Annotated in this window: 20 protein-coding genes; 3 read left to right on the forward strand and 17 right to left on the reverse strand. The window is 40.9% G+C overall.

The window, feature by feature from the left end; all coding sequences use genetic code 11:
• Positions 1–78 precede the first annotated feature (78 nt).
• A complete protein-coding gene (locus HPE63_RS02695) occupies positions 79–2,556 on the reverse strand; it encodes a glycoside hydrolase family 3 C-terminal domain-containing protein (RefSeq protein ID WP_188312682.1) in 2,478 nt (825 codons plus the stop codon).
• Positions 2,557–2,831: 275 nt separating this feature from the next.
• Between HPE63_RS02695 and HPE63_RS02700 the strand changes: the two genes are divergently transcribed.
• Complete coding sequence (locus HPE63_RS02700; protein WP_188312683.1) at positions 2,832–4,028, forward strand: serine hydrolase domain-containing protein; 1,197 nt, start codon at positions 2,832–2,834, stop codon at positions 4,026–4,028.
• Positions 4,029–4,205: 177 nt separating this feature from the next.
• Here the strand turns inward: HPE63_RS02700 and HPE63_RS02705 are convergent, their stop codons facing one another.
• The 4 genes from HPE63_RS02705 to HPE63_RS02720 all read right to left on the reverse strand — a co-directional run bounded on the left by HPE63_RS02705 (position 4,206) and on the right by HPE63_RS02720 (position 8,886).
• A complete protein-coding gene (locus HPE63_RS02705) occupies positions 4,206–5,453 on the reverse strand; it encodes a glycosyltransferase (protein ID WP_188312684.1) in 1,248 nt (415 codons plus the stop codon).
• 109 nt (positions 5,454–5,562) lie between these two features.
• A complete protein-coding gene (locus HPE63_RS02710) occupies positions 5,563–7,074 on the reverse strand; it encodes a DEAD/DEAH box helicase (protein ID WP_188312685.1) in 1,512 nt (503 codons plus the stop codon).
• Between the two features lie 371 nt (positions 7,075–7,445).
• Positions 7,446–8,375: a 2-hydroxyacid dehydrogenase gene (locus HPE63_RS02715; protein ID WP_188312686.1), complete on the reverse strand. Its 930-nt coding sequence runs from the start codon at positions 8,373–8,375 to the stop codon at positions 7,446–7,448.
• A 1-nt stretch (position 8,376) separates the two neighbouring features.
• Positions 8,377–8,886, reverse strand: a complete 510-nt coding sequence (locus HPE63_RS02720) for a DUF6155 family protein (RefSeq protein WP_188312687.1) — start codon at positions 8,884–8,886, stop codon at positions 8,377–8,379.
• Positions 8,887–9,068: 182 nt separating this feature from the next.
• Here HPE63_RS02720 and HPE63_RS02725 point away from each other — a divergent pair, with 182 nt between their 5' ends.
• The gene (locus HPE63_RS02725; protein ID WP_188312688.1) at positions 9,069–9,932 is read left to right on the forward strand and encodes a sigma-70 family RNA polymerase sigma factor; all 864 of its coding nucleotides are present in this window, start codon (positions 9,069–9,071) and stop codon (positions 9,930–9,932) included.
• Between the two features lie 74 nt (positions 9,933–10,006).
• On the opposite strand, the gene HPE63_RS02730 is transcribed toward HPE63_RS02725, so the two are convergent.
• The 3 genes from HPE63_RS02730 to HPE63_RS02740 all read right to left on the reverse strand — a co-directional run bounded on the left by HPE63_RS02730 (position 10,007) and on the right by HPE63_RS02740 (position 11,510).
• Positions 10,007–10,357, reverse strand: coding sequence for a hypothetical protein (locus tag HPE63_RS02730; RefSeq protein WP_188312689.1), 351 nt, complete (start codon positions 10,355–10,357; stop codon positions 10,007–10,009).
• 206 nt (positions 10,358–10,563) lie between these two features.
• Positions 10,564–10,905, reverse strand: coding sequence for a hypothetical protein (locus tag HPE63_RS02735; protein ID WP_188312690.1), 342 nt, complete (start codon positions 10,903–10,905; stop codon positions 10,564–10,566).
• Between the two features lie 257 nt (positions 10,906–11,162).
• Positions 11,163–11,510, reverse strand: a complete 348-nt coding sequence (locus HPE63_RS02740; RefSeq protein ID WP_188312691.1) for a hypothetical protein — start codon at positions 11,508–11,510, stop codon at positions 11,163–11,165.
• Positions 11,511–11,715: 205 nt separating this feature from the next.
• Here HPE63_RS02740 and HPE63_RS02745 point away from each other — a divergent pair, with 205 nt between their 5' ends.
• Positions 11,716–12,663: a TerC family protein gene (locus HPE63_RS02745; protein ID WP_188312692.1), complete on the forward strand. Its 948-nt coding sequence runs from the start codon at positions 11,716–11,718 to the stop codon at positions 12,661–12,663.
• A gap of 62 nt (positions 12,664–12,725) precedes the next feature.
• Here the strand turns inward: HPE63_RS02745 and HPE63_RS02750 are convergent, their stop codons facing one another.
• The 9 genes from HPE63_RS02750 to HPE63_RS02790 form a co-directional block, all read right to left on the reverse strand.
• On the reverse strand, positions 12,726–12,986 hold the full coding sequence (locus tag HPE63_RS02750) for a phosphopantetheine-binding protein (protein WP_188312693.1): 261 nt from the start codon (positions 12,984–12,986) through the stop codon (positions 12,726–12,728).
• 87 nt (positions 12,987–13,073) lie between these two features.
• Positions 13,074–14,345, reverse strand: coding sequence for a beta-ketoacyl-[acyl-carrier-protein] synthase family protein (locus HPE63_RS02755; RefSeq protein WP_188312694.1), 1,272 nt, complete (start codon positions 14,343–14,345; stop codon positions 13,074–13,076).
• Positions 14,338–14,784 carry a 3-hydroxyacyl-ACP dehydratase FabZ family protein gene (locus HPE63_RS02760; protein WP_188312695.1) on the reverse strand — a complete coding sequence of 149 codons (447 nt, stop codon included), beginning with the start codon at positions 14,782–14,784 and terminating at the stop codon, positions 14,338–14,340. The genes HPE63_RS02755 and HPE63_RS02760 overlap by 8 nt, the downstream gene beginning before the upstream one ends.
• A gap of 16 nt (positions 14,785–14,800) precedes the next feature.
• The gene (locus tag HPE63_RS02765; protein ID WP_188312696.1) at positions 14,801–15,580 is read right to left on the reverse strand and encodes an SDR family oxidoreductase; all 780 of its coding nucleotides are present in this window, start codon (positions 15,578–15,580) and stop codon (positions 14,801–14,803) included.
• A gap of 30 nt (positions 15,581–15,610) precedes the next feature.
• Positions 15,611–16,666, reverse strand: a complete 1,056-nt coding sequence (locus tag HPE63_RS02770; protein ID WP_188312697.1) for a type III polyketide synthase — start codon at positions 16,664–16,666, stop codon at positions 15,611–15,613.
• A complete protein-coding gene (locus HPE63_RS02775; protein ID WP_188312698.1) occupies positions 16,659–17,387 on the reverse strand; it encodes a methyltransferase domain-containing protein in 729 nt (242 codons plus the stop codon). Before HPE63_RS02775 ends, HPE63_RS02770 begins: the two co-directional genes overlap by 8 nt.
• Positions 17,387–18,532, reverse strand: a complete 1,146-nt coding sequence (locus tag HPE63_RS02780; protein WP_223198030.1) for an NAD(P)/FAD-dependent oxidoreductase — start codon at positions 18,530–18,532, stop codon at positions 17,387–17,389. Before HPE63_RS02780 ends, HPE63_RS02775 begins: the two co-directional genes overlap by 1 nt.
• Before the next feature lie 51 nt (positions 18,533–18,583).
• Positions 18,584–19,279 (reverse strand): OmpA family protein, encoded by a 696-nt coding sequence (locus HPE63_RS02785; RefSeq protein ID WP_223198031.1) that lies wholly within the window; start codon positions 19,277–19,279, stop codon positions 18,584–18,586.
• A gap of 3 nt (positions 19,280–19,282) precedes the next feature.
• Positions 19,283–19,765: a lipocalin family protein gene (locus tag HPE63_RS02790; RefSeq protein ID WP_188312699.1), complete on the reverse strand. Its 483-nt coding sequence runs from the start codon at positions 19,763–19,765 to the stop codon at positions 19,283–19,285.
• Positions 19,766–19,819: the final 54 nt, after the last annotated feature.

Genomic DNA, 19,819 nt, shown 5'->3' on the forward strand with positions numbered 1-19,819 from the left:
ATGGCCTATACGATAAAGTTACTTTTTTTTCGCAAGATATGGGAGGTGTTCATCGGACAAGGTCGCCAACGGCTACTTTTAGAGTTCGATTTCCGTAAAGAGTCGCAAATCCCTAGAGGAAGAACCCGCACGTATGGTATAGTTACCCTTTTCGATCGACCAACCCATATTATCCTCATCCCAGTATCGCAATTCGGATATAGGTATCTGTACCATCACGTCAACGATTTCTTCAGATTCTAGCGTAGGGGTTTTCCAAAAGGCCTTTAGCTCTTGGATTGGACGATCTATTGTCGAATTCGGTTTGGAAACATAAAACTGCACTACTTCTTTCCCAGGTAGATTACCGATATTCTTAACTTTCAAAGTAACTGTAATCATACCATTCTCCTTATTAGCCTCTATATCGCTAAACTCAAAATCGGTATAGGAAAGGCCATATCCAAAAGGATAGGACACCTCTATTTTGGCTTTATCAAAATGCCTATACCCCACATAAACCCCTTCTTCATATACTGTATAATCTTTGTTTCTTATTTTTTTATGTTCAGGCTTTTCTTCCTTTCCTAAGAACATATCCACAACCTTCATGGGTTCCCCATCCAAAGGAAAATTGGCATTGGAGGCATGGTCATCAAGATGGATTGGAAAGGTCATAGGTAGCTTCCCGCTTGGATTCACTTTTCCTGCTAAAATATCAGCTACCGAGTTTCCGCCTTCCTGTCCACCTTGCCAGGCCAGTAAAATGGCATCAGGTTGATTTTTCCATGAAGCTGTTTCTATGACTCCACCAATATTGAGTATAACCACCACCTTCTTACTAGCTGCATGGTAAATCTCACAAGTACGTTTTATCAACCTACTTTCTAATTCCGTCAACAAGAAATCATCCGCTTCAACCCTGTCCCCTCCTTCACCCGCATTTCTACCTATTGATATAATGGCCATATCGGAAGTTCTTGCAATCTCATTCAATTGTTCCGTTGTGTAATCGATCTGTGGTGGGCTGTAAGGCGTCAACATGGCAGAAAAACCCTCGGGTTTAACAAATTCTTCCTCGTGCAATCCTTTGAATTCTTCAAAAATACCCTTAGCCTTTTCATTGATTTCAAATCCGACATTTTGCTGGCCTTGCCCCATAATGGCCTTGCTTTCAAGCGACATGGATTTCAGCTCTGCGCCAACGTTCAACAAGCCTTGCTCCAAAGAAATGGAATACGCCTCATTCACATCGCCAGAACCGGTTCCCCCTGCTATGAAGTCATACGAAGTTGAGCCCAATAGTGCTACATTGACATTTTCGGTAATCGGCAAAACGCCATCATTCTTTAATAGCGTCATGCCTTCTGAAGCAGATAGCCTGGTAATTTGTGCATGGGCTGCAAGATCGGGATTGTTGGTGTATTCGGAATTATCCATTTTATGTGATTCAATCACAAGTTTCAAAATACGTTTTGCAGATGTATCGATTACCTCGTCGGACAATGCCCCATCCTTATAGCCATTCAACAATGCTTTCCACTGTTTTTTGGTACCGGGTTCCAATAAATCGTTCCCGGCTTTGATCTGTTCAACAGCATTTTGACCCCCAAACCAATCTGACATTACCAGACCATTAAATCCCCATTCGTCCCTTAAAACATCGGTAAGCAGATACCTGCTTTGGGAAGTATAGGTACCATTCACCATGTTATAGGATGACATGACCGTCCATGGTTGGGACTTTTTTACAATGAGCTCAAATCCCTTCAAATAAATCTCTCGTAAGGCCCTTTCAGATATCTTGGTATCATTGAAATTCCTGTTGGTTTCCTGGTTGTTGGCCACATAGTGTTTCACCGAAGCACCTACACCGTTAGATTCTATTCCATTGACCATGGCCGCACCGATAAACCCGGTCAGCACGGGATCTTCGGAATAATATTCAAAATTCCGGCCACAAAGTGGATGCCGATGAATATTCGCTCCAGGTCCCAGAATTACATCAACCCCATATTCCTTGGCTTCATTCCCCATTGCTCTACCCACTTCTTCGACGAGGTCAACATTCCATGTGGAAGAAAGCAACGTTCCTATAGGAAATGCGGTTGCATAATACGACCGCTCTTCCCCCTTGCGAGAAGGCTCAATACGCAGTCCAGCTGGTCCGTCGGAAAGGTAAACTGTAGGGATACCCAATCTCGGGGTTGGCACAATAGTCCCAACAGCTCCGGGAATTCCTTCACCCGGCTCAACCATTCCTACTCCAGATGCCATACCCGAACCTTTAAGCAGATGTATTTTCTCCTCTATGGTCATTTGGGAAAGCAAATCAGATGCCCGTTCTTCGGTAGACCTTCGATCGTCTTCATAAATTTCCAAAGCCCCATTGTTATTTCGGTCAATGAACGTGTAACCATCTATGGTTATCTCCTGAAGGTCTTTATTTTCAACAAAGTCCTTTTCAAATGTGAGGAAGGAGGATTTAATATAGATCCATCCTATGAGCGCCAAGATCAACGCTAAAGCTATCAATGAACCCAACGAAATCAATGTAATTCTTAGCCCCTTTTTCATTGTATTATTTTTATTCCAGTATCCCACAAAGGTAATCATATCGGATTTCTACTATGCCATAAAGAGAGGATATTTACAACCAGAAAGGAGCAAAATCAGTGTTGTTGAAAACCATTGATAACTCCCTATTCTTACGTACTTAGCATGACCGAAATTTCTACTAACTTCGTTACCCGTGTTGAACTTGTTTCAACATCGGTGGATATAAATGATTAAAACCGATTCCTATCCTAATACATTGGCAAACATTTATGCTAACCTATAACCACTAAATTATGAAGCGATTACTTTTTTCACTGATTATCATTTCGATATTAACCGGATGTAAAACCCAGGAACAACAAAGTAAAATTGTAGTTGATTCATCACCCCTGAATGCCTATTTTCAAAAAAGCAATCTTCCTGCTGCAATTATGGGTTATAGCACTAAGGACGGAAAAATGGGCTGGTATGCATATGGTCCATCGGTATGGGGTGGAAAAGACACGATACATGAAAATAATATCTTTAGAATCTATTCAATGACGAAGGCTATTGCGTCTGTTGCTGCATTACAACTCGTTGAACAAGGTTTGATAGATCTAGATGAGCCTTTGGATGAGTTAATGCCAGAAATGACCTCTATACCGATATTAACAATAGAAGGGGATATTGTTGAAGCCAGTAAAAGCATAACTTTAAGACATCTACTAAACCATACTGCCGGATTTGGATATGATTTATTTGATGAGCGTCTGCAAACCTTTGATAAAACAGGATGGGAACACGATGACTTACCAAGATTGTTCGAAGCCGGTGAACAATGGCATTATGGAAGAAATACAGATTGGGTAGGAAAAATTATTGAAAAAATAAGTGGGGATAACCTCGAAGATTACTTAAGGAAGAATATTACTGGACCATTAAAAATGAATAGTACTTGGTTTAATGTTCCTGATAACTTGAAAGAAAAGATTGTTTCCTGGGGAATGAGAGATTCCATTGGATTTAAAGAATACCCTCGCATTCCAGCAGTGCCCGTTACGGAATTTATTGGTGGTGAAGGTTTATTCGGGTGTCCTAAAGATTACCTCACATTTCTTACTTGCATTATGAATAAAGGTAAATATGAAGGTGGTCAAATCCTTAAACCTGAAACAGTTGGGTTATTGTTCAAAAATGCGCTTCCCAACGGCCTTACCCTCAATTTTGATATCCCAGAAGGCGGACTGCCGGATACAGTAGGGCATTTTCTAGATGAATCGGACACCTTTAGTTTAGCTTGGGCAATTGAAAATAGCGATAATGAGATGGTGCGCACGAAAGGCTCGGCATATTGGGCAGGAGTTGCTAATTCCTATTACACGTTGGATAATGATAAAGGGATTGCGATCGTTTATTTTACGCAGTTTCTCCCTTTTAACGATAAAACATCTTATGGTTTTTATCGACTCTTTGAAAAGGAGTTCTACGCTAGTCTTAAAACTAAATAACAATCCGCTAAGCTATGATAGCTATAAGTGACTATCCTGTCAAAGTCGTTCGGGAGGGTACCGAGGTCTAGGTTATTTACGAGAATCCTAAACGATTATTATCTTGGCTTATCCCTGAGCGCGGTGGTCATGTTCAGAAAGAAAAGTGCTAATCCATAAAATCGCTCATAAACCAACCTATTCCTTGTTTTTTTCCTCGATCCATTTAGACAAATACTTAGTGCTATTCAGTGTTTGGTGCCTTAATAGTGCTCCCAAGAAATTTGCTTCCCGGAGCTTTACTAGGTTGTTTTCAAGGGATTCAATGTTGTCCAAAAGCCTTTTATCCAATACTTTTCTGTTATAGAATGTGTTGATGATAGCTACCCCGTTTTCTTGTGATTGCCGCCAGTCGGATGCATGGTTGTATAGGGCAACAGCAGCATTGGCAAAACTTTCGGCATCATCAGTAACCCAACCACTCCAAGGTAAATCCCCATGCATCCCCTCTGCTCCGATACTGGTGGTAATACTGGGCGTACCGTAGCCCATGGCATCTATCAATTTCCCTTTAATCCCAGCGCCAAAACGCAAGGGCGCCAAATTGATCCTGTGTTTTTTCATAACCTCTTCCACACTTTCAATCCAGCCTTCGATATAAAATCCTGATGACGGATGATGCATTTCTTGCAACTGCTGCGGAAAGTAGCTACCGTATACATGTATCTTGGCATCGGGCAAGGCCTCTCGGATCAAGGGCCAAATCTCTTGTTTTAACCAAACCATCGCATCAATATTGGGGGCATGCTTGCCATTACCGATACAGACAAAGTCCTTTCGGGCATTGAAGCCTGGCCAATTGGCCATTTTGGAATCGGTAATGGGATCCAATTGAAAAGGTAGATGCAACAACAATTTTTTGTCGATGTTAACCGCTTGTTGCAACAGCTTCATTTCATAGGTGGAGATGATCAAAGAAAGGTCAGAACGATAGATAGCAGCCATTTCACGTTTGGTCATATCGTTCCGCAACCACTTTTCAACCGTAAAGCGGATATTCTTTTTAAAATGCCGCTCCCTTACTTGCCGTAGGGAATGTAGGTCTTCGGTATCGAGGATCCTCAGGGCATTCGGGGCGAATTCCGTGACACGCCAACCGAACTGCTCCTCAGTAAAAAAACGGTCGAACAAAACTATGTTGGGGGCTAACTCTTTTACATACGTATCAAAACCGGAATCGTTCAAAAATATTTTTTGCACTTTAATCCCGAGGGCCTCCAGATCTGTCGAATATTTGGTTTTCGTTGCCGTACTGGCAAAGGTAATGTCATACAATTGTTCCTGAAAAATGCGTATTAATTGCATCATACGTCTACCGGCCGCCGTTGTAATAGGTTCAGGCCAAGTATAGCCGATAATAAGGAGTTGTTTTGGTATTTCCGGCATCGGATTTATAGGGTTTATCGATGTATTGAATGGCTACAGCAATCATGGACCGTACTTTTTGGTCCATTGTTCGCTGCATTTCGAATCACCAACTTTACTTAGGCCTGGATCACATCCGCTCAGCGAATAGTTTGGAAATCCTTGAACGTAATCTACGTTCATAATCCTCTTCTAACCATTCTTTGTAATTCTTGGTGTTGTTCATTATGCAATAGGAATATTGACGTACCCGATAGGCGATTTCCTCTTTCAAGGATTTGGCCAGTATACGGGCATCAAAGACATCCTCGGCATTTTCAACGCAAATTTTGGCATGTTGTTCTATACTGTTTTCCAAAACAAGTTTTGATTTTAAACCTTGGGCAAAGATCTTTTTGTATTCGGCCTTTACATCGAACTCAATATTTTTGGAAGCTGCAAATTTTTCACGTAACTCTTGTGGCATCTCGTAAACGAACTCCCGTTCAATTTCCTCATCGTTCTTTATGTTTTCAAGATAGAAATCAGGGAAATGGAAGATTTCCTGCCAATCGATAGGCGCATTCCACATCCCGAAACGGGCGACATTATTTCCTAAGTCTACCACGGTAAATTCCTCCTTGTCAGGCAATATCCTAGAGCCCCGACCGATCATTTGAAAGTATAGGGTCAAGGAACGGGTAGCCCTATTTAGCATTATGGTTTCAACGGTAGGTTCATCGAAACCAGTGGTCAAAATACTGACCGAGGTGAGAATGGCATCAGGGGTCTCTGAAAACCATTTTAGAATTTCCCTCCTCTCTGCAGCTGAATTTTTATTGTCTAAGTGCCTAATGGGGAGACCGGCTTTTTTGAAGGTCTCATACACATAGATCGAGGTATTGATACCATTGTTGAAAATAAGGGTCTTTTTCCCTTTCGAAATCTCATTATAGGCACTCAACAGTTTGCCCAACATGCTTTGGTTACCATAGAGTTCATCCGATGACTTTACCGTATAATCCCCGTTAATCCCAAGCTTTAGACCCTGCAGGCTCACATCATAATTATACATATTGGCCTTCGCCAAGAACTTTCTTTTTATCAATGAGGCAATAGACTCGCCCACGATCAACTTTTTATAATTGTCCTTCATCGGGAGTTTGATGTTGGAACTTAATGGCGTTGCTGTAACCCCTAAAATGACAGCATTCTCAAAATATTTAAAGAGCTTGCGGAACGAGTTGTAGTGGGCCTCATCGATGATCACAAGGCCTATATTGTTGATTTCAACCTTATCGTCCTGTAAACGATTGTTCAAGGTCTCTACCATGGCCACAAAACACATATACTTGTTTTGGTCTCTCAGCTCCTTTACCTCACTATTGATGATTTTGTTCTTGACCCCAAAACCACTGAGCATGCGGGAAGTCTGTTGGCTTAATTCTATGCGATGTGTTAGTACAACGACCTTTTTATTGGTTTTGGAGATATACCGTTTGGCTATTTCAGAAAAAACAACCGTTTTGCCCCCACCCGTTGGCAATTGGTATAGCAGATTAACATTATCAGGTGCTTCCTCCAAATAATCGAAAATCGTATTGAGGTCTTCCAGCTGATAATCGTATAGCGTCTTTTCCGTTGTATTTTTTTGTATCTCCAAACAGGTATTTTTGTAATTCTTATACTGGATTTCCTTTTCGCTTCGGCAAAGTCCAATTTTGCAAAATTAACAGAAATAAATACCTGCACGAAATTTAAAAGCGGAAATTCTCGAAAAATAAAAACGGCATTCTGAAAGAATTTCTCTACATGGTTGATGAAGAACGATTTAACCCTTAAACTACAACGATTAATTGAAATTGGATTCTTGCCGGTGTTTGACCTGAACCAAGTTGAAGCCTCGAAAAGACGATCCTGTCGTTTCCTTTAGGATGGTGATCGCAGGTGAGAATAAGTCAATGGGTATAAACTCAATCCAAAACCGCATTGTTTCACACCAATCACCGTTCGGGATGTCAAGTCCAGTATATTTTAATACTTTTTGGTATCGGATACCCGATTCAATAAGGCTTCGCCACTGATTAGCCTACGGTAATTCTCAATGATTTGGGGCACCACCGAATTGGTATCTGAAACGCTGGCGTAATGCGGGGTCATATGAACCTTGGGGTGTTCCCAAAAAGGATGATCCGAACGCAAAGGCTCTTGATGGTACACATCTAAACAAGCCCCCGCTAGATGACCATTATCGAGCATTTTCAGAAGGTCCTCATCAACAAGATGACCACCGCGGGCCACATTGATAACGTGCGCCCCTTTTGGTAATTGATTAAAAAGTTCAGCATTCAGGATACCCGTAGTTGAAGGGGTCAAAGGTAACAAACATACCAAGATCTGGGTCGATTGCAGAAATTCCGCCTGTGCGTGGGAACCCGTAAATGTCTTGACTCCCTTTATATTCTTTTCTGAACCGGACCAGCCTTGGACCCTAAAACCAAAACGGACCAAATCCTTGGCCAGTACCGATCCCAAGGCCCCAAGTCCCATTATTCCGACGGTCATATCGGCAATGCGCTTGTACGCGATAGGTTTCCAAATCGTATTACCTTGATCCACCTTATAGTGATACAAATTTTTTAACTGGGCAAGGATCAAGGCAATAACATGCTCGGACATATCCATCGCCAAGTATTCATCAACCACCCGCGTTATTGGAATATGGGAAGGCAACTGTGGATCTTCGAATAAGAAATCTACCCCCGCACCGCTAGATGCGATACATTCCAAGTTGGGATACCCCACGATAGTGCCTTTAGGATGTTTCCAGACCAACGCCATTTTTATGGCTTCCCTTGGGTGGTCTTCCAAATAACTATAAACAGGTATTTGGGGTGCATATAATTGCAATGCTTCCTTCCACATACCTATTTTGTCGTCTTGTCTAATAATTACTATTCCCATATCAATCCAAAATATCAAGAGCCCGGGAAAAACCTTCCTCGTTACCCCACTTGTTTTCTTGCGTAAAATTGTATGTTTTGACGATCCTATCCCTAAAATTAGGTAATAAAGCATTTAAAGAAATATAACGGACCATTTCGTTGAACGAATTCAGCATGCTCTTATAAAACGAATCTGGTACATTGCGATCCATAGAAAAGGCTTGGGCCACTTCAAGATTATATAACATAAGATCGGCCACCAAGTGTGACTCCACTCCCAATTTGATGAAATGTTTAATATATTTCTGCGCCACGGAACGGCGTGCTTTGGGCCGCCTTCTTTTTAAAGGAAAATATTCGTTCGAAATCTTAGCCTTGGCCTCTTGGATCATTTTGTCCTCTTTCGGATTGAAAATGAAATCGTAATATTCTTTTACTACCGGAAATCGGGTATAAAGATCCATGAGCTGTGCTTCTAGCTCTTTCTTTTTCAGATCTGTCAAATATTTTTTAAGAGCTCTTTTACTCATACCATGTTCTTGGATTTCAAAAATACACTTTGCTCTTAGAAAACAACAGTCCAGTTCGACCTAAAATCAAAAACTTCTCATAAATATTGTATAACATTCACGGTATCCTTTGGAAAAGACAGAATTTTAATGTATTATGAACTCTTGTATAATGTTCAATTTAAAACACTAATCACACACATATGAGGCAACTTAAGATCATCAAGCAGGTAACCAATAGAGAGTCAAAATCATTGGATAAATACTTGCAGGATATCAGTAAAATTGAATTGATAAACGCTCAGGAAGAGGTAGAATTGGCACAACGAATACGTACAGGGGATCAAGTTGCCCTTGAAAAATTGACCACGGCCAATTTACGATTTGTAGTTTCGGTAGCCAAACAGTATCAAAACCAAGGTCTAAAACTGCCCGATTTGATCAATGAAGGCAATTTAGGACTCGTTAAGGCCGCTAAACGTTTTGATGAGACCCGAGGGTTTAAATTCATCTCCTATGCCGTCTGGTGGATACGTCAGTCTATCTTGCAGGCCCTGGCAGAACAATCAAGGGTGGTTCGACTTCCTCTGAACAAGATAGGATCGATAAATAAAATAAAAAAGACTTTTTCTTATTTGGAACAGGCCCATCAACGCCCACCTTCCCCTGAGGAAATTGCCAAAGAACTTGAAATGACCGTTACCGAAGTTAAGCAATCGCTTAAAAATTCGGGGAGACACGTCTCCATGGATGCCCCACTAAGGGAAGGGGAAGATTCCAATCTTTATGATGTGTTGCGTTCCGGGGAATCACCAAGGCCCGATAAGTTATTATTGCAACAGTCACTGAATACCGAGATCAACAGGGCGCTGGATACCTTGTCTCCAAGGGAGGCCGATGTTGTGAAACTCTATTACGGTATTGGTGACCAGCAATCAATGACCTTGGCCGAAATTGGCCAAACATTCGACCTTACCCGAGAGCGTGTACGCCAAATAAGGGAGAAGGCCATTAGAAAGTTACGTCATAATTCCCGAAGCAAACTTTTAAAAACCTATTTAGGATAATTTGGGTTATAAGTAAAATAAATAAAAGCCCTGACGTTACCGTCAGGGCTTTTTATATAGTATAATTGCCCCATTTAATGTGCATATCTGGATTGTACCAATCCTAAATATTCCTCAACCCCTTGTCTAAGCTCATTGAAGTTGGCATATTGTTCTTTTACCTTATCCAAATAACCCTTAACCGATTCCTTATGTCCTTTTAGGGAATTAATAATTTCTTTGTTCGTCATTCTGATGGATTCCAATCCGTTTTTCAACGATTCTATCCGTTCAAAATGACTATAAGTTTGAGGTTCACAATAGTACGCGTTCAGCTTGTTGCGTAATTGGTCAACATCCATCAAGTTACGTTCCAATTGAATAACCAGCATATTTTCCTTGGGTTCAAGGCTTGTAGAACTTACAGTGTGAGAGCGTGCGTTCATAGGATTTGATTTATGGGGTTAAACAAAAACTATTTCTTTGATGCATTAAGTTACAAATTAATTTGCTTTCATCTACATTCTAAAGAGCACATTATCAATATTTAACGGTTTATTAGCAATTATTAAAAGTAAGATTTCCCTTTAAAGTATAAAAAAAACCTCTGATATTTTAGAGGTTTTGTTTAATTCGAGCTAGTTTTAAATGGCTAATTATCCATGCCTTCTTCCTCAAATTCGATATCGGCCAAAGCCTTGTTCAATTGATTTGAGAATGGATTTTTATGGAGTGCCTTCAAAAGTCGTTGTCTGCGTCGCTCTGTAATGGTCAAGGTATCCAAAATACGTTTTCGACGCTCCAAGGTATTTTTGCGTTTCTTCTTTAACTGTTTACGCTCATCAACGCTTAAAACCAAATCTGGCTCGTACAGTTCCATGACCGTATGTTTTTTTACCTCGATTTTTGAAGGTTGGTACTCCTGTGCGATTACATGATTAAATCCCATAAGAAAGATTACGCAGCCAACTATCCCATATCTGGTGTTTTTCATTTTAATACCATGCTTTCCCATCCTCCAATATACAAAAAATGGGGTTTGGGCCTTACGACCTCAATATCGCATTTAACGAGTATATCGGCCTATTTATCGACAAAATCATCCTTGCTCGGGTCTGTTCGTAATTTGTACGACGAATCTAATCCGAGTTTTCTACATTAAACGAGTTAAAATCACACAAAAAAACCGATAAGACCATTTACAAAGGAATATGGTCCTATCGGTTCTTTTAGCCTAAAATAAAAAGTGGTTTAAGGTTGTAACTTTGTCTTGGCCTTGATATACTTCTTATACTGCCCTTTGGAAAGCAATGCTTCCATATCCTCATTCTCTTGGGAAGCCAATTGTTTTAACATGACCAATTTATCCGTATCCGAAACATTCAATTTCCCCACTTTTGCCCTTTTCATAAGATATCCGGTAAGGGTTTGCTCAAAAACTTCCAATTGATCGGCCTCCAGTCCAACCTCAGCCGTATATTTTTTTGTCAATTCCTTAGCCTTGGCCTTAATGACACCATCACCTTCCTGTGGAAAAGTGTTGGCGGCACCTATTTGGGTTAATAACATTGCCGTGAAAAGTAAAATAATTCGTTTCATATTTTTATTTTTTAATGAACATGCTTTGATGAAAGTCTTTTTAATTCCTGAAAAGGTAAAAAAAATCGGTTTATTATGGCAGCGATTCTGCCTTTTTTATTGCTATTGCAATTTTTGGGCCAAATAAGAAACTTCTCGAAAAAGTTCATTATTCCAATTCAAAAATACTACTTAACTTCGTGCCTTCTAAATTTAGGATTGAGTTATGTGGGTTTGGATATTATTCATCTCTTTGGTTATTGTTTTCCTTGCATTGGATTTAGGTGTTTTCCATAAAAAGGAACATGTTATCAAAAGTAAGGAAGCCGGTATTTGGACCGCCATTTGGGTCACGGTGGCATTATCATTCAGTGGAGTGATCTATTGGTTGTTTTCATCAGGAATGGTGGATAATCCTACGGGGCTTACACCGAACAATGCCGTTCTTAAATATATAACGGGCTATCTTATTGAACTGTCCCTGAGTATCGATAATGTTTTTGTCATTGCCGTTATTTTCCAGGCGTTTAAAATTCCACCACTATACCAACATCGGGTTTTGTTTTGGGGTATTCTTGGAGCCATCGTATTTCGAGGGTTAATGATTCTTTTTGGGGTGGCACTGATCACCAAATTCGATTGGATCATTTATGTTTTTGGGGTATTCCTGTTGTATACGGCGTTTAAAATGTTGAGATCTGACGATTCGCATTTCGAACCAAAGAAATCCTGGGTCTTTAGGCAAATCAAAAAGATATACCCTATTACCAGTACCATTAAGGACAATCACTTTTTTGTAAAACGGATGGGCATCACCGCCGCTACCCCTTTATTTGTAGCGCTCATCATCATCGAACTGACCGACGTATTGTTCGCTTTGGATAGTATTCCCGCAATTTTGGCGATAACCGCAGATCCATTTATTGTTTTTAGTTCCAATATTTTAGCGATACTTGGACTCCGCTCCATGTATTTCCTTATTTCAAGAATGTTGGCGAAGTTCCGTTTTATCAATTATAGCCTTGTGGTGATCTTGGCCTTCGTGGGACTCAAAATGTTGTTTTCCCACAACATCGAATTACCAGAATGGGTTTCCTTGACCGTTATTTCGGTTTCCCTGGTAGTTGGAATTATGGCTTCCTTGCTTATACCTGAAAAATCCGTAAACGAATAAAAGGTATACGTTTAAAACCCCAAAGGCCATGGATTGTAAAAGACTAATCCAGTATCTATTGGTTAGGTCAATTTAGCTTGTACTTTCTTGGCAATAATATCAAGGGCATCATTAACAGTTTGCATCCGATCCATATCCTCATTTTCCAATTGTATATCAAAGGCGTCTTCCACATCCAATACGATATCCACCAAATGGGCCGAATTTATATTCAATTCATCTAAGAAATTACTAGTTGGGACAATTGCATCAACCGATAAGTCTTCCGGTAGGTACACTTTTATAATGTCCCTTAAGATATGAAATTTGGTTTCTTCCCCCATAACAGCAGTTTTTTGGTTAATAAAGTTTGAGGCATGGTACTGAATTGACCTCACATTTTTTCAAACCTAGCCTCTTAGTACAATACACTATTGAAACTCCTTAAATATAACACAAGCATTGACATCCCCAAAACCAAAACTGGCCTTAGCGATGATCTTGGGATGTAGGGGCATCGATTTATGTGGAATTCTAGTCTCCGAGATGACATCGAGGATCTCAGGATGGACATCCTCACAGTTTACGTTCCCAAAAATCATACCTTCTTTAAACTGCAATACAGTACCCACGCATTCTATACTCCCAGCGGCGGCCAAGCAATGCCCTATGGTACCTTTAAAGGAGTTGATATAAGGGAAATCAAATCCTTTCCGTTCTAGGGCAGCGCTCCAATTCCCAATTTCAACCGCATCTTTTGAAGTGGCCGTCAAGTGTCCATTGATAACGTCTATATCATTTGAAGTTATTCCAGCATTTTTAATCGCATTGCTGATACAACGTTGTACAGCAACACAATTGGGCGCGGTCATTGATCCCTCACCCCTTTGACCACCACAATTGATTTCGCCTCCCAAGACCTCTGCATAAATCCTGGCACCTCTTTTTTCAGCACTTTCCATAGATTCCAGTACCATGGCCCCTGCCCCACTGCCAGGAACAAATCCTTTTGCTGAAGCGCTCATAGGTCGGCTTGCTTTGGACGGAGTCTTGTTATACGTTCGGGGCAATACACGCATGGCATCAAAGCCGCCCCAAACATAAGGGCCACTATCACTACAACTACCTGTAAGCATAATGTCTGCCTTTCCTGCAGCAATGCGTTCATAAGCCATTAATACCCCTTCTGTTCCCGTCGTGCAGGCAGAGGAATTCGTGGTAACTTGATTTCCACAGCCCAAAATGCCCCCGAGGTACGCACTTATTCCACTTGCCATGGTCTGCAATACCGTAGTACTCCCAAGTCGCCTCACCTGTTTATCATCTACAAGGTGTATGGATTCGCGAAACTTATCTACCCCAAGAATACCTGTACCGAAGAGCACACCGTGTTCCCAACGAGGTTCATTGGTGGTGTTTTTATCCAACCCTGCATCCAACCAAGCATCAACGCCTGCAATCACACCATACACAATTCCTGTTGCGTTCAACCCTCTTTGTTGTAATGGGGTGAAATAATTGTTCAATATATTATCCTTCACCAAAGGCTCTGCAGCAACTTGGCATCCAAAATCCAATTCTTCCAGTTTTGATTGAAACCGGATACCGCTTTTACCATCCCTTAAGGCATTGGTAAAATCGAATAGTCCTACCCCATTGGGAGCACATACCCCCAATCCCGTAATTACTACGCGCCTATTCATCAACATCCCTCTTTAACATTCCTGCCAATATTCCTTTACATACCAGACTTTCTTTTGAATCGTACATACGTACATCGCATTTTAATTTATGGAATCTATAATAGATTTTTTTTGAAACCACCTTTACTTTCTCCCCTGGCATTACAGGTTTATAATACTCCATTTGGGAACTACTAAGCCCAATTTTTAAGTTTGGTGTTCCTTTTGACCCATTCAAAAGAAAGATACCTAAACAGACCAAACCTATTTGGGCACAACACTCGGTCAGGATAACCCCTGGTGTCACGGGGTTGTCCTTAAAATGGCCTCTATAAAAATCCAATTCCTTTCGAAACGTAAAATTCCCTTCTACGCCCATATCATCGATACGCTCCACGGTATCGACAAAAAGGAAAGGAGCTACATAAGGCAGTTGGTCTACGATTAAATCTGTATTCATAGGGTATTGAGTTAATTCATCTTAAGCTTTCGCCCCCATCAACCTTTATAGTAGTCCCTGTAATCCATTTAGCTTCATCCATGGTAAGCAAATAGACTACATTGGCAACATCCTCAGGGGTGGTCAGCCTTTTGTTGGGATTACGTTCCAATACTTTGGATTTGATTTGTTGATGGCCTGGAATCATTGCAAAGGACTTGGTTTCGGTAACTCCTGCTTGAATGCAATTGGCCTTAATGCCAATTGGCGCAAATTCCAAAGCAATGTTTCGTGTAAGTGCTTCCAATGCCACCTTGGCCACCGATACCGCACCATAACCCGGTAGTGCCCGTGTATTGCCCTCACTGGTAAAGGATATAATGCGGGTGTCCGCTGAAAACAAATTGGCATACACCAAATCTTTTGTCCAGTCATATAGACTCAAGGCCATAGCCTCAAAGGTTATTTTTAAGTCTTGATCGTTCAAGGCTTGGGGTCTGTCTGCATACATAGGTTTTAAACTTCCTTTCGCTATACTGTGCACCAACACCCCGATTTTATGACCTTCAGGAAGCAAGGCCTGAATCTCATGGATCAGTTCCTTTCGCTTATCGCTTTGGACGGCATCCGTATTAAATGCCTTGCATTGAACCCCAAACGTGGATATTTTATTAAATTCAATGTTAATTTCCTCCAAATCCGCTCTTCTATCCCGGTGAATAACAATGATATGAAAACCATGACGAGCCAATTTTTTAGCCGTAGCCAATCCTAAACCGCTACTCCCTCCCAATATAAGTGCCCAATCTTTCTTCATTTTATGTTTGTTTATTCCTGTACTATAACGTTACCACTCCAGAAGTACCCTTTGGGCTGAAAAACCGGGCCCAAAACTCAAAATAAGTCCCTGATCGCCTTTGGGTATTTCTTTTGCCATAAAGCGTTCCAAAACATAGAGCACGGTCGCACTGCTCATATTACCATAAAGTCGTAACACCTCTCGGGTATCATCAATATTCTTACCCAGTGCACCAAAAAGTTCTTCAACGGTCTTGACTATTTTCTTGCCCCCTGGATGAAAGATCAAATGGTCTACTCGATTAATGTCACTTCCATTTTTCTCTAGAAAAGGGTGTACTATAGCCGGAAAGTGTTGCGCAATCGTCTCTGGTACCGCGGGATCTAATATCATTTTTAATCCGTGATTGGTCAAATCAAAACCCATGAGATGGGTGGCATCCTTAAAATGGTACATTTCCTCCCCTATAATACGTGGGCCTTGTGCATTGTCCTCGGAAGACAGAAGTACACAGGCCGCGCCATCACCGAATATAGCCGCACTTACCATATTTGCCATTGAATAATCATTTAATTGAAACGTAGCTGTTGGACTCTCCACGGATACCAGAGCAATTCTTTTGTTTGGGTTTGATTTTAGAAAATTATGGGCATAAATCAAACCTGAAACCCCAGCGGCGCAGCCCATTTCCGTTACAGGCAACCGAACAATATCCTGTCGCAAATCCAAGGCATTGATCAAATAAGCATCCAGCGAAGGTATCATGATGCCAGTACAGCTTACCGTAATGATATAATCTAATGAATCTGGTCGCCAATCTGCCTTTTCCAAGGCTTTTTTTAATACGGTTGTTCCCAAATTCTTAACTTCACGAATATAAATAGCGTTCTTCTCCTCCAAAGAAGTAGATAGAAATACCTCTTCTATAGGCATAATACCATATCGCTTATCCACGGCAGCACCTTCAAATATTTTAACCACCTTACGTTTAAATCGCGGATCCTGTCCTTGCAACCATATTTCAACAAATGGCAATATATCCTTTGTTTCCCGGCAGTATATCGGCAATTCTTTAGTTACGGCAACAATTCGTGATTTATTCATAGGAACTCGATTGTTGCTTCTTTCTTAGAATCCAGACATATCGAAAAGCCCATTTCCAAGCAATTTCATGATCGACATTGGGCAACGAATTGGCCAGTTCCCAAAGTTCCGATTTCTGAAAGGCCCGCCTTATGGAGATCAATCCGTCTATCCTAGCAACTTTTGTTTTTATAAAAATAAGGCTAAAAACTTTAAATAGATAATAGGCAATGACACTGCGCTGTAGGTCATTTATAACGACCCCAATAGTCGATAACCGGGTAAACTTTTGGATAAAATTCAGTATTTCAGGATTTTTAAAATGATGCATGGTCAAGGTGGTAATTACAATATCACAGCCAAAATCGGAAAAATCTGCGCTAAGGATATCCTTTGCATGGTAGGTTATTTCCGGAAAATTTGCCGATGATGATCTTGCCAAGGTCAAAGCATCGCTATTGAGGTCCACCCCAATCAAGTGTAGTTTTATATTTCGCTTTTTGGCGGTCTTTGCAAGCTCACGGAGCATATTTCCTTCAGCACAGCCTATATCCAAAATCGTATATGATTTTTTCGGATATTCCTGAATCAGCCTCAATACAGCGTTTAGTGTAATGGAGTAACCACCTAGCAAACGATTCACCCTATTTATATCCTTTAAAACAATAGCCAGTTCTTCTATCGTTCCTTGGTAGTCATCCAGTAGCTCTTTCCGGTCGCTTCGGTTTCTAAAATCGCTCATTATTCTATAATTTGCCCATGGGTTTTTTGAATTAGGAACCCCAAAAGGTTTTTTGAACTCCCTACCATTCTTACACCAACCTCAAAATACCTTTTTCCCAGTAATAAATATTGTAGTTTTCTTCCATACCACAATCTCTGTTTAAAAGTTCTATTCCAAACTTTCGCATAGTCATGCTCCATTTGTGAGCGGCTGTATGCGGCTTTACCAAAATATTCGCCTATAACCGTTGAAGCAAGTTTAGCACTATGGATGGCCATCGCCATGCCATTACCGCAAAGCGGGTGAATGAGTCCTGCTGTGTCACCACACATCAAGATATTGTTGACAACAGGCGATTTCTTTTGAAATGAAATTTGGGCGATGGTTTTGGGACTGTCAAATACGGGTTGGGCTTCGTTCAGGAATTGTTTCAAAAACTTGTTTTCAGCTACTACATTTTGATTGAACTTCGCAATATCATTATATCTTTTAAAACTCTGGTAATTGGCCAAGTAGCAAAAGTTAACCGCACCGCTCTCGGTTCTTGATAGGCCTCCATATCCACCTTCGAAGTTATGAAGTGCGACCAAGTTCTGTGGAAAACTTGGATGGTAAAAGTGCCCTTTGACTGCCAACCAAGCATTTTTCTTAAAACTAAAATCACGCCCTAGGGATTTGTCTAAAACCGACCGTTTGCCATATGCGCCAATGACCACTTTGGCATAAAACATTTTATTACCGGCCTTAATATTAAATCGGTCGTTTTTATATTCAACTTCGGTCACTTTCAAAAAGTTGCATGAAACGCCCTGTTCAATCGCTTTTTGGTACAACAGGTTGTCGAAGGCATATCGGCTCATGCCCATACCCCCTAAAGGCAATCGGGCCACTGCCTTATACCCATTGACCGTACTTATTTCGAAGTCGGTAATTTCAACGGCACCTTCTGCTGATAGATCTATTCCCAATCGTTTTAAGTACGGACGTACTTCATTGGAAATATATTCCCCACAAACCTTATGATGAGGATAGGTATTGGTTTCAAAAAGAACCACTTCGTACCCCTGGCAGGATAAATCGATTGCTGCCGTAAGTCCTGCTAGGCCCCCTCCTATTATAATGATATCATGTACGTACACTTTTGGTAAGGTACATAATTCCATAAAAAAATCCCGGCAATATGTGCCGGGATTCCTATTAAAACTTTTTGCTTATTACCCCTTGGTTTTCTCGATGGCTTCTTGCTTGAGCTCCTCACTGGCAACAATGGCCAGTTCGACCCTACGGTTTTTTGATTTACCTTCTGCGGTGGAATTATCAGCCTTAGGCTGATTTTCGCCATACCATTTAATAGTAAAACGATCCGCACTTATACCTTGGGATATAAGGTAATTGGTAACCGATTCCGCTCTTTGTTGCGAAAGCTTCATATTGTAATCGTCAGGTCCGGCACTATCGGTATGTCCCTCTACGAGAATGTTGCTTTTGGGATATTCTTTGAATATACCGGCTAGTTTTTCCAATGTGGCGGCTGATGTTCCTTTAACGTATGATTTATTGGTGTCAAAGTAAACTCCAGCCTCCTCGGTAAATGTTACATTAATACCCTCACCTACACGGGTTACTTCCGCCCCTGGGATTTCTTCCTCGATGCGTTCGGCTTGGCGGTCCATTCGATCCCCAATATATCCACCGGCAACACCACCAACGACAGCACCGATAATGGCGCCTAAAGCTGTATTGTTCCCTTTTCCTATGTTGTTCCCAAGTACCCCTCCGATAACGGCACCTCCACTGGCCCCTATAACCGCGCCTTTTTGCTTATTATTGGCATTACGGGTGGCACTACACCCAGTAATCAATACCATGCTTAGGATTATATAAACACTGTTTCTTGCTAAATTTTTCATGTTCTATTTTTTGGTAAAATTATAAACGATGGTAATGCTTTCACCATCAACTTGATTGTTCGATTTTAAAGTCATGTCGGTAGCGGATAATGAGGCAATATTAAGACGATATCCCAATCCACCCGAAATATCCTTGTTCTTAGCATCTATAAATTTGAATTGCAATTGACTGGTATAATTTTCGTCCCGATCGATCACCGACCACCGAATATAACGATCTCCACCAGCGCATAAGCTCGAAGGGGCTATAGTATAACGACCAGTACTATTATTATCCCTAAAAAACCAATTACTTCCCTCAAAACAGATATCCTTGGCATCATTGAAAAGGATTGACGAGAAATTCCCGGTGTTATTTTCATAAGAAACATCCTCCAGAATCCAGGTTCCACTTAGAAGATTTCGTTTTTCACGGGCAACTTTTGAGACAGAACAGGATGATAAAAGCAATCCTATCGCCCCAAACAATACTATTATTTTTTTCATTTTTGAATTTTTGGGTTACGTTTAAATATACGTGAACAAGAAGTTCTTGGATGT

The organism is Maribacter arenosus, assembly GCF_014610845.1.
GTDB classification, from domain to species: domain Bacteria; phylum Bacteroidota; class Bacteroidia; order Flavobacteriales; family Flavobacteriaceae; genus Maribacter_A; species Maribacter_A arenosus.

Coding starts and splice junctions, on each gene's coding strand:
- HPE63_RS02785 (WP_223198031.1), bottom strand. CDS start 19,279: ATGAAAAATTTAGCAAGAAACAGTGTTTATATAATCCTAAGCATGGTA.
- HPE63_RS02745 (WP_188312692.1), top strand. CDS start 11,716: ATGTGGGTTTGGATATTATTCATCTCTTTGGTTATTGTTTTCCTTGCA.
- HPE63_RS02740 (WP_188312691.1), bottom strand. CDS start 11,510: ATGAAACGAATTATTTTACTTTTCACGGCAATGTTATTAACCCAAATA.
- HPE63_RS02695 (WP_188312682.1), bottom strand. CDS start 2,556: ATGAAAAAGGGGCTAAGAATTACATTGATTTCGTTGGGTTCATTGATA.
- HPE63_RS02780 (WP_223198030.1), bottom strand. CDS start 18,532: ATGGAATTATGTACCTTACCAAAAGTGTACGTACATGATATCATTATA.
- HPE63_RS02775 (WP_188312698.1), bottom strand. CDS start 17,387: ATGAGCGATTTTAGAAACCGAAGCGACCGGAAAGAGCTACTGGATGAC.
- HPE63_RS02770 (WP_188312697.1), bottom strand. CDS start 16,666: ATGAATAAATCACGAATTGTTGCCGTAACTAAAGAATTGCCGATATAC.
- HPE63_RS02790 (WP_188312699.1), bottom strand. CDS start 19,765: ATGAAAAAAATAATAGTATTGTTTGGGGCGATAGGATTGCTTTTATCA.
- HPE63_RS02730 (WP_188312689.1), bottom strand. CDS start 10,357: ATGAACGCACGCTCTCACACTGTAAGTTCTACAAGCCTTGAACCCAAG.
- HPE63_RS02760 (WP_188312695.1), bottom strand. CDS start 14,784: ATGAATACAGATTTAATCGTAGACCAACTGCCTTATGTAGCTCCTTTC.
- HPE63_RS02700 (WP_188312683.1), top strand. CDS start 2,832: ATGAAGCGATTACTTTTTTCACTGATTATCATTTCGATATTAACCGGA.
- HPE63_RS02720 (WP_188312687.1), bottom strand. CDS start 8,886: ATGAGTAAAAGAGCTCTTAAAAAATATTTGACAGATCTGAAAAAGAAA.
- HPE63_RS02725 (WP_188312688.1), top strand. CDS start 9,069: ATGAGGCAACTTAAGATCATCAAGCAGGTAACCAATAGAGAGTCAAAA.
- HPE63_RS02750 (WP_188312693.1), bottom strand. CDS start 12,986: ATGGGGGAAGAAACCAAATTTCATATCTTAAGGGACATTATAAAAGTG.
- HPE63_RS02765 (WP_188312696.1), bottom strand. CDS start 15,580: ATGAAGAAAGATTGGGCACTTATATTGGGAGGGAGTAGCGGTTTAGGA.
- HPE63_RS02715 (WP_188312686.1), bottom strand. CDS start 8,375: ATGGGAATAGTAATTATTAGACAAGACGACAAAATAGGTATGTGGAAG.
- HPE63_RS02755 (WP_188312694.1), bottom strand. CDS start 14,345: ATGAATAGGCGCGTAGTAATTACGGGATTGGGGGTATGTGCTCCCAAT.
- HPE63_RS02735 (WP_188312690.1), bottom strand. CDS start 10,905: ATGAAAAACACCAGATATGGGATAGTTGGCTGCGTAATCTTTCTTATG.
- HPE63_RS02705 (WP_188312684.1), bottom strand. CDS start 5,453: ATGCCGGAAATACCAAAACAACTCCTTATTATCGGCTATACTTGGCCT.